The sequence below is a fragment of the Chitinophaga pinensis genome, from assembly GCF_007896845.1.
Classification (GTDB): Bacteria; Bacteroidota; Bacteroidia; order Chitinophagales; family Chitinophagaceae; genus Chitinophaga; species Chitinophaga pinensis_C.
Genome location: NZ_VOHS01000001.1, coordinates 58,821 through 70,910 on the forward strand (window position 1 = coordinate 58,821; position 12,090 = coordinate 70,910).

Below are 12,090 nucleotides of genomic sequence, written 5' to 3' on the forward strand. Positions count from 1 at the left end.
AAAGATACCACTTATTCAATGAACGAGGTCCGCCCATCATCCAGCTCATCAACATCTATCAGAAAATGCTCCTCATCGACTTCGAAATCCTCCGCTTTCATATTTTTAAGGGCAAGTGTCTTCCAGGGGCCGGTTGGGTGGATAAACCTCATCTGGTCTTTGGCGGTAGTTACTTTCACCGGCATACTGAAATCAGGAACGTCAGTCTCCCAACGGTATCTGACCAGCAGGTTATTTCCTTGCTCCTTTAGACTGAACGCCAGCCGGGGCAGACGAGTGTATTGCAGGTACTGCCTGAAAAAAGCGCTGTAATCATACTTTGTGAATTGGCAGATATAGCTGATCAGACTATCCGAAGAAAGCGTCTGATACCTGAAATGTTGTTGAATCCCCTTTAACAGGCCAAACCAGAGAGTGTCATTATCCAGTACATTCCGGAAGGTATGCAGCATCAGACTCCCTTTGGTATACATATCGTTGATGTCGTAGAAAATGTGGTTCACGTCATATTCCCCGATCACCGGTTCCTTATTGCCAACACCATTTTTCTGGTCATTCAGAAAGACGGAAGCCGTCTGTTTGTCAAACAGATCTTCTATCACCAGTGATTCCGCATAAGTGGCAAAGGCTTCGTGCATCCACATATCTGCAATGTCCTTACAACTGATAGCATTTCCCCACCATTCATGGGCAGCTTCATGCCATAACAGCACTGGTAGCTCCGGCAGCTGATTTCTATTGATCTTTCCAATGCAGACGCCACTCTGATGCTCCATAGGATAAGGGCTTTCCACCAAAGTAAACCCGTCCCTCCGGAAGGCATATGGTCCGAAGTGCTTTTCATAACACGCCAGCATCTGCTTCACTTTAGCAAAAATCTGCTTTCCTGCTTCGAGATTGTAAGGCATCACATAATAGTCGATAGTGAGACTGTCGCCCCCCACATACAGGTCGGTATAATGCGCATACTTCCCGATACAAAAAGTTGCGTTGTAATTGTTGATCGGGTAGGTTACTGCCCATTCGAAGCGGGTCTTTGTATTCCCGACAGGCACTTTTTGTAATAGGCGTCCATTGGAGATTTCGGTCAATCCATTGGGAACCGTGATCCAGATACACATACTGTCCGGCTCGTCTGACAGATGATCTTTACAGGGCCACCACAGACTGGCACCTGAGCCCTGACATACCACCTGTACCCATGGATTCCCTTCTTCGTCCTTATCCCACAATACACCCCCATTCATTGGAATACTTTTATCGGGTATCTGGGGACTACCTTCATAGTAAACGGTGATTTCCCCGGTATTGCCCGTAGTCTGTTTTTCGGGGAATCGCACAAAAACAGCGTCATACTCCCGTGTGTACGACAACGGCTGCCCTTTATACAAAATACGGTCAATCTGCATATTCGCATAAAGGTCGATCTGCATGCTGTCAAACGATTGCTGCACCTTATACCTGATCTTGTTATTTCCTTTCAGAAAATGCCGGTCGATGTCTACATCCACATCAAGATGATAAAAGGTTACATCGTAGTAGGAGCGAAGTGGAGATAGTTGTCCGCGGAGGGTGTCCGCCCTTGTAAAACCATTTTGCCGGTTAGATACTTTTCCTCCTACTTTAGCCCCGGCAGGAGTTGTTTTTATGGTGTCAGGCAACTCCGGCTGAAGGATGTTATAATTCTCCCAGAATGCAGCGTCGTAATTACTACCAATAAGATTGTTCATGGAATTCTGATGACTACTGACACCTGTTTGGAATTGTCGTACACTATCCTTGTTGATACCCGTTACAAGAAAATTAAAATCGCCCGTCCATGGGATATTGTTGAGGTTTCTTTTTCTGCTGTTGATCACAACATCCCAATGCCGTAATACCGTATGCAGATAATATTTCCCCTGAAAGGCCTGATAGCTGATGGTCATTTTTATGCCGGTAAAATCAAGGCTTCCTCCAACTACTTTTGACATGATTGTATAGCGGAGGCCTCCTTTCCCATGTTTATTGATATAATCATTTCCGGCAGGAGTCGTTTCTACTTCAAACCTGACCATTGCCAACGTTGCTTCATCGATATAAATAGCGCCCTTAATAATTCCCTTTCTGGAGTTTTTCTTTGGTGTGATACGGATTACTAGCAATTGACGTTCTCCCTCTGCAATTGTTTCCGCCAGAGTGTAATTGTAATAACGGAAATTATGTGGCGCCAGAATACTGTTTTTGACGTTGTTATATTTGATAATGTCTTCTCCAAGCGAGCTATACGCGGTATTGGTAATATTTCCTATCCACCCATAGAATTGTGGATCATTATTAGGTGGAGCAGGTATTTTCCGGCCTTTGATGATACGTATCTGATCTCTATGCTCTTTATCTCTGCGAAAAGTCTTGAAAACGTCCAGTACTGACTCGTTATAGTTCAGGGTGTCGTTGTCGAAATGGATGTCCTCCCGGTAAAAAGCCGTCATTCTGGTATCAGTGGTGTCATAATTCCGGGTAATGGCAGCAATTGCCTTTTGTAATATCTCCAGTCCACTTTGCACGTGTATGGCAACTTCAGGCAGGGAAATTACGGCGGGAGTCAGTGCAACCTGTACTTGTTGATTTGTAGTTGTGAAAAGTCTGGTCATTGAGCGGTAACCGATGCAGGAGATCAGCACGCTGTCAGTTACTAACCTTTCCGGTATCTTAAAAGTAAAGGTGCCCAGATTATTGCTGATAGTACCGGTGCTACTATTTTTTAGTTGGATGTTTGCAGACGGAATAGGTTTATGCGTGGAAGCATCAGTGATAATACCGCTGATGATAATAAAGCGGTCCTGACCGTAGATCATCAGACCATTCAGGAGTAAACATACAAGGAGTAGGAATCGTGGATACATGGCTTCTTTTTATCAGCAAAAGAAGCTTTTGAACCCGGTACCATCCACTCAAATCCGGATTTGAACAGTTTTTAAAGGGCTCATTTACAGGGTTTAGGCGATTTTGTTCTGATTATTCATGTATTCTCTGGGTGACATGCCGGTATTATTTCGGAAAGCACGTTGAAAAGTGGGGAGGGAATTAAAGCCTGATTCAAGGGCGAGGCTCATGATGGTATATTGTTCCTGCTGAGATGCCGCAATTTTCTGTTTAAAGGCGGCTACCCGGTATTCATTTATAAATTCATTAAAACTCTTTTGGAGGTGCTGGTTTAAAACGGCAGAGATGGTCTTCGGAGCTAATCCGATATGCTGTGCTACCAATGAAAGGTTCAATTCCGGATTCAGGTATAGCTGATCCTGTTCCATAGCTTTCAATAATAATGGAACCGCTTCAGTAATAATGGTATCAGGAATAGGGGCAGGAGAGGGCACTGCTTTGGGGGCAACCGTTTCTTCTTCAGCCGTCATCATATATCCTTTGATTCCCAGATAATAGATAAGGATTACCAGCGGTATATATACAGGATACCAATCCACCATGTTTAACAGCTTATCCGTAAACCGGGGAATCACATAAGGTACCAGATAAATAAACCAGATCATTTGAAAAACCAGAAAGATCTGCAGGAACTGTTTTATCCAGCGAAGGTGTTTTTCGTTATTAATCTGTGTAACAGAAATATACCGGTAGGAGAGATAGACATAAATGGTCATGGAAAGCCAGCGGGGAATGTCGGCGTAGATGTTATAGGTATCGATAAAAATGCCCCATGGTTCCGGATGACTCCTTAACAAACCTGCCAATACTCCCCCGACATAGATCAAAGCCACTAACTGGGGGATGATATCGATAATAGTAGAATAAAAATGAGGCCTTTGTGTCTTATTAACCCTAAACGTCTGATCCAGCGTTGATTTTACATAAAAGTAAAGAAGCGGTCCTACAGGCATGACCACAACAAGCGGTACAAAATTCAGCAGGAACCTCAGTAAGGGAAACCCATTTACCCAGCTGGACTCGAAAATATGCAGGTTCAGACAGGCCAATGCAATGAGCAGGATTAATATAGCCAGCAGACGATCTCTCGCCGGACGCTTTCTTGCGAAGAACAACAATCCGCTCATAATGAAGCCTTGCAGGGCACCAAGCAACATCAGAGTACTGAATATTCCGGAGAAGCTCATCGGGTTTGTTTAAGACCTCCTGAAGGTATTAAATCGGCTGTTACGATCCGATATATTTTTCCCTTGATGCGTAGATCCCTTCCATGTGTGTAGCCGCCCATTCTGCCAGACCTTCCATATGAGGTAAAAGGCTGGCGCCTCTCTCAGTGAGTGCATACTCTACACGAGGCGGTATCTCCGGATAAACCGTTCTGCTCACGAGGCCATCTGCTTCGAGTGATTTCAGGGTAACTGTCAGCATTTTCTGAGAGATATCCCCAATTACCTGATGCAGTTTGTTGAAACGCAAGGTGCCTTCTACCCCCAACACAATAATGACCAACATTGACCATTTGTCACCCAGACGATCCAGCACGTTCCTGACAGCACACTCGCCATCAACATCCGAATATTTTTTCCAATCTTCTTTTGTCATAACAAATTGATAATCAAAATTACTTACTTCTACGTAACAAGCTGATAGCCAAGTGCCTTCTTGTCAGCAACTTGCTACGCCATTACCTTTGACTTACCAAAAGTAAGTTAAGGTAATTAGGTAACCAATACTATTAAATCTAAGAAAATGGGTAAAATACTAGTGACAGGCGTAACAGGACATCTTGGTCGTGCCGTATTAGATAAACTGCTGGTAAAAGTACCGGCATCTGACGTAAAAGTACTCGTACGCGATGCGGCCAAAGCAGAGGCATTCAAGCCCCTCGGCGTGGAAATAGCTATCGGCACTTATGATGACAAAACATCGTTGGTAGCTGCCTTCCAGCATACAGATAAACTGTATTTCGTATCAGGCAATGATATGGCAAACCGTGGTCCGCAGCATGAAAATGTAGTAAAAGCTGCGATAGAAGCCAAGGTAGGTCATGTCGTTTATACCAGCGTTCAGCGTAAAAACGAATCCGCCACTTCTCCGTTAGCATTCGTGGCATCTACACATTTACTGGTTGAGAACCTGTTGAAGGCTTCCGGTCTGACCTACACCATTATGGAGCATGGCTTATATGCGGAGGTCATTCCAATGTTTGTGGGTGACAGGGTACTGGAAACAGGCATCATTTTCCAACCTGCCGGAGACGGTAAAACAGCATATGCACTTCGGGAAGATATGGCGGAAGCCGGCGTAGCGGTATTAACAGGAGAGGGGCACGAAAACCGTAGTTATGAGATCACAGGTTCAAAAGCGCTATCCTATACAGATATTGCGGCTATTATCACAGCTGCCACCGGTAAACAGGTAAATTATGTATCGCCAGCTGTGGAGGCCTTTAAGGAAGAACTGACTAAGGTGGGCGTACCAGAAATGTACATTGGTCTGTTTGCAGGGTTCAGTACTGCTGTTAAAGACGGAGAGTTTGCAGAAGTGAGTGGCGATCTGGAAAGGTTGCTTGGCCGTAAAAGTGGCAGTGTTGAGGATTATCTGAAAGCTCTTTACGGTAAATAGCACCCATCTAAAATATTGCAGGATAAAACAAAACTCCAATTAGTTGGAGTTTTGTTTTATCCTGCAATATCAATATATAACAAGCTTCGAAAAACCATTTAATTATCAAGCACTTAATATCTACAGTGTCATTTAAACCGGACAAGCAGGCAGCTAAGAAATAACCCCAGGCATATACGAGATTAAATTATTCACACATTGATGTTATATCCATTTTAGCTATTCTTCCCTTTTTTTGTACTTTTATTCCTTGGGTCAACTCAATTACTGCGGGCGTCGTAAATAGAACCATCGAGGTTACAATATTAATCAGCTATTATTCCCTTTGTTTGCCTGCATAACGAGTTACTCGTTTTACATTATCCTTAAGTTTTATATACCGATGAGGTTTTTTCTGCTTATTCTGGCAATTCTAGTGGCGCACAATGTTTACCCACAATGTTCCAACACATTTCGACTTTTATTAAAAGGCTCTGGCAATGAGTCTGCATCAGATCTCAGACAATTACCTGGCGGTGACATTATTATCGGTGGACAAACCAGCAGTTATGGTGCCGGGGTAATGACATATTTCTTACGAGAATGACAAAAAGTGGTCAGATCGTATGGAGTAAAACCTATGGCGGCTCCAATAATGAGCAGTTCAGAAGGTTAAGACTAAGCAGAGACGGAGATATTTTAATCGCTGCTCAGACAAGTTCATATGGCAAGAGTGGCGGCGAAGCCATAGCAATGAGAATTGCGCCAGATGGTACCCCAAGATGGTCCCGCAAATTTTCAGATGCCAGTGAAACCAGTCTTGCATTGGATATTTATAGTACTGAAGATAACGGCGTTGTCTTAAGTGGTGTCGGATATGGCACTTTTGGTTTTTCAGATTGGCAAATTGCCAAATTAGATCCCCTGGGAAATATCCAGTGGACCAAACGATTGGATTATCAAACTGCTGAAGGGGCCTATTCTGTAATACAAAAGCGCGATACCCTTATTTTTACGGGGGATTCCAGAGCCCCTAACGATTATACCTGTATTATTTCAAAAATGTCTGTTGTAGATGGTAGCCTCTACAGCACTCGTTCATATACGATGGATAATCGGGTGCATTTAGTAGTAACATCGATTACTCCTCCGGAGAATACCGTGTAAACGTGCATATTTTAAATGGTGCTGATTATACGACAAAGCAGGATGGTTTTATCATACTTGATACTGCATCGTTAGCCCTAAAAAAACCTTTAAAATAACCAGGCAGCTGGCAACAATAGTGGATTTTTTACCGGTTTCTATCAGACCGCAGACGGAGGATATGTTTATTCAACAAGTCCGTGGACTTCAAACGCCGGGTATCTTTACAAGTTCGATCAGCAATCAAACCTGGTGTATACACGTAGGTTCACAGCCTCTTCAACTTTTGTCTGCTATTCAGTAATGGAAGACAGTGATGGTGCTATATGGGTAACGGGAAGCGAAAATGGCGAGGCAGTTGTAATCAAAGTGGACGCAGATGGTAACTTCGAAAATTGTACAAATGATCCTATACAAGGTATTACTTCACCAACAACGTTTGTGGAGACGCCCTTTACCTGGACACGCGAAGACGTTTATACATTCAATAACATTGCATTTACGCCTACTGTCCGCGACATCACATTCCAGATAGATTCTTTGTGTAAAGCACCAACGTGTGGTGCGATAGAGCTGACAGGTCCTCAGGCCATTTGTAACCTTGCGGATTCAGCTACTTACGTTGCGTCTAAAACGGGTATGTGTGCGACCAATCTGCAATGGACATTACCAGCAGGTACAAGCTCCCGTATGGTAAATGACTCTACGGTAAGACTTTTGTTCTCTGCTGCCGGCACATATATGATCATAGCAGAAAACAACATTGCCTGTTCTGTATTGAGAGATACCATTACCGTTACAGTAGCACCTTCTCCACGCAGTATTAACCTGGGTAATGATACACTGATCTGTAGTGCCAATGCACTTTCATTGGATGCGGGTGCAGTATTCGCCCGTTACGTGTGGCAGAATAACAGTACAGGACAAACACTTACAGTGAACGCATCCGGTACTTACTATGTAACTGCCTGGAACCTTTGTAACGAGCAGTTTTCTGACACGATTGTGGTTAACTACCGCCAACCGTCTGACTTTACAGTGACACCTCAGGATACGGCCTATTGTGTTGCACTTGGACCTATACAGTTTTTAGCAAGCGGAGGCCATACTTACCAGTGGACACCTGCTACCTATCTGAATGATCCTCAGATTGCCAATCCTGTCGGTACGCCTACGGCGTCTATTCAGTATTTGGTCACTATTACGGATACTGTCTGTCACATTAGCAGAGATCTGCCGGTAAATGTTACGGTAACACCGTCACCACGAAGCATTAACCTGGGTAATGATACCTTGTTATGTAATGCTGGAACATTGGTATTAGATGCAGGTGCAGGATTCACCCGCTACCAGTGGCAGAATAACAGTACTGCACAAACACTTTCCGTAAGCACTTCTGGTACTTATTATGTAAGCGCCTGGAATAACTGTAACGAGGAATTTACCGATACAATCGTAGTTAGTTATCGCTTACCGGCTGATTTCACGGTTACACCAATGGATACCACTTATTGTACGCCATTGGCTCCGATACAATTTACAGCTACCGGCGGACACTTATACCAATGGACACCTGCTACCTACCTGAATGATCCACAGATCAGCAATCCGGTTGGTATGCCAACTTCTTCTATCAACTACACAGTAACTATTACAGATACTGTTTGTAACCGTACACAAGACCTGACAGTACGAGTAGCGGTAACACCGTCACCGGCACTTAATCTGGGTAATGACACCCTGTTATGTAATGCCAGCACGCTGGTACTAGATGCCGGTGCCGGATTCGCCCGTTATCAGTGGCAGGACAACAGCACTGCGCAAACACTTTCTGTAAACACCCCAGGTACTTATTATGTAAGGGCCTGGAATAATTGTAATGAGGAATCGACCGATACAATCGTAGTTAGTTATCGCTTACCAACTGATTTTGCGGTTACTCCAATGGATACAACTTATTGTACTCCGCTGGCTCCGATACAATTCACGGCAACCGGCGGACACTTATACCAGTGGACACCTGCTACTTATCTGAATAATGCTCAGATAAGCAATCCGGTTGGTATGCCAACTTCTTCTATCAATTACACAGTGACTATCACAGATACTGTCTGCAACCGTACACAGGATCTGACTGTGAGAGTAGCAGTAACACCTTCGCCAGCCCTGAATCTGGGTAACGATACCGTGTTGTGTAACGCGGGTGTGCTCGTATTGGATGCAGGCGCCGGATTTACACGCTACCAGTGGCAGGACAACAGCACCAGTCAGACACATACACTCAGCACAGCCGGTACTTACTATGTAAACGCATGGAATAGCTGTAATGAAGAGGTGTCAGATACTGTGCAGGTTAGCTATCGTTTACCAGACTTCTCGGTTACACCACTGGATACAGCATATTGTACAGCAACAGATCCGATCAGGTTCTCAGCGAGTGGTGGACATCTATATAGATGGAGCCCTTCAACATATCTGAATAACGCGCAGATCAGCAATCCTGTTGGTACTCCGGATGCTTCTATCCTCTACAATGTGACGATTACGGATACAGTTTGTAACCGTACAAGAGATCTGTCTGTAAATATTACCGTTAATCAGGCTCCGGACCTGGTCCTGTCGAAATCCAATGATATCACTTGTTCTGTAGCAGTTACACAATTATTGGTAACAGGTGCCAGCCGTTACGAGTGGATACCGGACGCTTCATTAAGCGCACTGAACATTCCTAATCCGGTTGCTAAACCAGATCGTACAACGACTTACATGGTGAGAGGATTTAGTGATCTGGGTTGTGAGACATTGGACTCTATTACTGTAAATTTTGAGAAGATAGGTATCTCTACCATTCAGTTGCCAAGTGCGTTTACACCAAATGGGGATGGTCGTAATGACATTTTCCGGGTGATTGCACCACCGTCTGTAGAGGTAAAAGAATTCTTAATATTCAACCGTTGGGGAGAACTGATCTTTACCAGCAATAATGCTGCGAAAGGGTGGAACGGGACTTACAAAGGAGCTATGCAAGAGGCGGGTGCTTATTACTGGTTTGTAAAGGCGGTGAGTCCTTGTGGAGGCGACTTATTTAAAAAAGGGAACGTAATACTTATCAGATAATCTCTATATTGTGTAATATTGCGCTAATTTTTATAATCATGAAAGAGAATATATTCGGAAGGATTTTGTCGAAAATACCGTACTTACGTTATGCTCACTTATATAGGAAAAATGCCGCTCACAGACCCGGACATTTCTATTCTCCCGTTGTAGACTTACATGATCTGAAAAGCCGTGAAGAGCAGATATGGGCTCCAAAGCCACTGAAAGGCATCGATATGAATGATCAGCAACAGCACGCGCTGATGACCGATCTCGTAGAAGCGTCTAAAGTGATTCCGTTCTCTTCTCAACCGTCACAGAATGGCTTCAGGTATTATTTTGACAATAAGACCTACGCACATGCAGATGGTTTGGTATTGTTTAACATTCTGATGAAATATAAGCCAAAGCGTGTAATTGAGATCGGTTCCGGTTTCTCTTCATCGCTGATGCTGGATACGAATGACAAATTTCTGAATAATAGCATTCACTTCACTTTCATAGAGCCGAATCCTTCTATTTCCCTGAACCGTTTATTACGTCAGGAGGATTATAAGAATACGGATGTAAGAGAACAGCTGGTACAGCAGGTAGATCCACAGATCTTCACAACACTGCAGGAAAACGATGTACTGCTGATCGATAACTCACACGTTTCCAAAACAGGTAGCGATGTGAATTATCTGATGGCTGAAGTATTACCTATTCTCAATAAAGGAGTTATTGTCCATATCCACGATATTTTTTATCCTTTTGAGTATCCAAAAGAATGGCTGTTCGCACATAAGCTGAACTGGAACGAGATCTACACCGTTCACAACTTCCTGCTTTTTAATAGTGCGTTTGAAATCCTGTTCTTCTCGGATTATATGCAGCAGCAAACGAAAGGACAGTATGCGGATAAAGCACCACTGTTTTTCAAAGACAGGCCAGGTAGTCTATGGATCAGGAAAGTACAGTAAGTAAACGATATATACTTATATAATAGATCTTAAAAAGGGAGGTTCACAAGAACCTCCCTTTTTTTATGTTGGTTTGCCAGATACTAGGGAGATATTAAAAACAACCATCCGTATCGACTACATCTATTCTTTGATCTGAACTAATTTTCCATCCTGAAACTTCAACCAGGAGCCAGCAGGATAATAGAACCAGGTTTCTATAACATGCGCACCTACCTGTGTTTTTATCCTATCGCTGGGGTAGCCCCACGCGGCTTCACACATATTCTGGTTCATACCCATTTTCACTTTGCCATCAGCGATGATATTCCCGTTTGCGGTTCCAAATTGCCTGATCATTGACTCCCGGTAAGCTTTAATATCTTTTTGCTGCTGTTTCTTATCGGATTCTTCTTTAGCCAGTGCAGCTTCCTGTGCGGCTTTTTCTTTCTGTTTAACCGCCAGATATTTCTCTTCCGACCAGATATAAAACAGGGAGAGCTGTTTATCGAGCGAGCCCCTATCATCTATCTGCACTGCGATTTCTTGTTGGGCATCATTACGAAGAATGAGGTGTAGTTTACCAAAGAAACTTTCATCAAACAGGAAAGTCAGTTCTGTACATTGCCATTTACTGCCTTGGGCATAGTTAAGCGTTTGCTTATCAAGCGGGTTGTAAAAGCTGGAGGGAGCGAAGCTTTCCTCGATAAAGTAAACAGGTTTATTCACCCAGGTCTGTTTCAGCTTTTCCAGATAACCTTTGGTGAAAACGGCAATACCGGACTCGCGGCGACCATAGATTTTCCATTGTACCGTTTCACCATCAGCATCTTTTAAAGTAACCTGTGTCTGGCAAAGATTCTCGTCTTCTTTAAGTATTTCCCATCCCGTAACAGTAAATGTCTTATTCTCAAGCGCGCTGTAAGGCGTAACAGCTTCTCCGGAGTAGGAGCTATGCTGAATGTAGATAGGTTTGTACAGATTGCTCAGGACTTCATTATTCTTTTTAGCAGTAGCCGCGGGCAATTTTATTTTAGCAATCGGAATGCCGCCGTAACTGATAGACGGCCCGCTTCTGGACGCTTCTTTTGCGGGATTATTCATAATCCCCTGAAGAGCAGTCTGTTTGTCGGAAAAAAAGTCTTTGAAAGTGGTGTCCTGTTTCGCATAACCTTTAAAGTACGGGCTTCTTTGTGCGAAATAGAATTCCTGACCGATCATAGATGCAGGGTCAAACTGGCACCTGATGTTTTCGACGTTGACGGTACTATCATAGGCTTTTTAACTGGCTGATTGTTTTGTACGCTGCGATACCCAACTTGTCCCAATGCGGCATGCGCAGTCAGAAGGGCTACGATAAGGGGGAGTTTGTTCA

General features: G+C 43.7%; 8 protein-coding genes. 4 read left to right on the plus strand and 4 right to left on the minus strand.

The window, feature by feature from the left end:
• Nucleotides 1-11 precede the first annotated feature (11 nt).
• The 3 genes from FEF09_RS00250 to FEF09_RS00260 form a co-directional block, all read right to left on the minus strand.
• Nucleotides 12-2,885: a M1 family aminopeptidase gene (locus FEF09_RS00250; protein ID WP_146302765.1), complete on the minus strand. Its 2,874-nt coding sequence runs from the start codon at nucleotides 2,883-2,885 to the stop codon at nucleotides 12-14.
• A gap of 93 nt (nucleotides 2,886-2,978) precedes the next feature.
• The gene (locus FEF09_RS00255; protein WP_146302767.1) at nucleotides 2,979-4,112 is read right to left on the minus strand and encodes a helix-turn-helix domain-containing protein; all 1,134 of its coding nucleotides are present in this window, start codon (nucleotides 4,110-4,112) and stop codon (nucleotides 2,979-2,981) included.
• Nucleotides 4,113-4,152: 40 nt separating this feature from the next.
• Nucleotides 4,153-4,527 (minus strand): winged helix-turn-helix transcriptional regulator, encoded by a 375-nt coding sequence (locus tag FEF09_RS00260; protein ID WP_146302769.1) that lies wholly within the window; start codon nucleotides 4,525-4,527, stop codon nucleotides 4,153-4,155.
• A gap of 147 nt (nucleotides 4,528-4,674) precedes the next feature.
• Here FEF09_RS00260 and FEF09_RS00265 point away from each other — a divergent pair, with 147 nt between their 5' ends.
• From FEF09_RS00265 to FEF09_RS00280, 4 genes are all read left to right on the plus strand, one after another.
• A complete protein-coding gene (locus FEF09_RS00265) occupies nucleotides 4,675-5,550 on the plus strand; it encodes an SDR family oxidoreductase (RefSeq protein WP_146302771.1) in 876 nt (291 codons plus the stop codon).
• A gap of 582 nt (nucleotides 5,551-6,132) precedes the next feature.
• Entirely contained in the window at nucleotides 6,133-6,696 is a 564-nt protein-coding gene (locus tag FEF09_RS00270) for a hypothetical protein (RefSeq protein ID WP_146302773.1), read from the plus strand.
• Nucleotides 6,697-6,927: 231 nt separating this feature from the next.
• Nucleotides 6,928-9,792 (plus strand): T9SS type B sorting domain-containing protein, encoded by a 2,865-nt coding sequence (locus FEF09_RS00275; RefSeq protein ID WP_146302775.1) that lies wholly within the window; start codon nucleotides 6,928-6,930, stop codon nucleotides 9,790-9,792.
• 38 nt (nucleotides 9,793-9,830) lie between these two features.
• Complete coding sequence (locus tag FEF09_RS00280) at nucleotides 9,831-10,736, plus strand: class I SAM-dependent methyltransferase (protein ID WP_146302777.1); 906 nt, start codon at nucleotides 9,831-9,833, stop codon at nucleotides 10,734-10,736.
• Between the two features lie 123 nt (nucleotides 10,737-10,859).
• Here FEF09_RS00280 and FEF09_RS00285 read toward each other — a convergent pair whose 3' ends face one another.
• On the minus strand, nucleotides 10,860-11,936 hold the full coding sequence (locus FEF09_RS00285; RefSeq protein ID WP_146302779.1) for a hypothetical protein: 1,077 nt from the start codon (nucleotides 11,934-11,936) through the stop codon (nucleotides 10,860-10,862).
• Between the last annotated feature and the right edge of the window lie 154 nt (nucleotides 11,937-12,090).

Coding starts and splice junctions, on each gene's coding strand:
- FEF09_RS00250 (WP_146302765.1), bottom strand. CDS start 2,885: ATGTATCCACGATTCCTACTCCTTGTATGTTTACTCCTGAATGGTCTG.
- FEF09_RS00255 (WP_146302767.1), bottom strand. CDS start 4,112: ATGAGCTTCTCCGGAATATTCAGTACTCTGATGTTGCTTGGTGCCCTG.
- FEF09_RS00260 (WP_146302769.1), bottom strand. CDS start 4,527: ATGACAAAAGAAGATTGGAAAAAATATTCGGATGTTGATGGCGAGTGT.
- FEF09_RS00265 (WP_146302771.1), top strand. CDS start 4,675: ATGGGTAAAATACTAGTGACAGGCGTAACAGGACATCTTGGTCGTGCC.
- FEF09_RS00270 (WP_146302773.1), top strand. CDS start 6,133: ATGACAAAAAGTGGTCAGATCGTATGGAGTAAAACCTATGGCGGCTCC.
- FEF09_RS00280 (WP_146302777.1), top strand. CDS start 9,831: ATGAAAGAGAATATATTCGGAAGGATTTTGTCGAAAATACCGTACTTA.
- FEF09_RS00285 (WP_146302779.1), bottom strand. CDS start 11,936: ATGATCGGTCAGGAATTCTATTTCGCACAAAGAAGCCCGTACTTTAAA.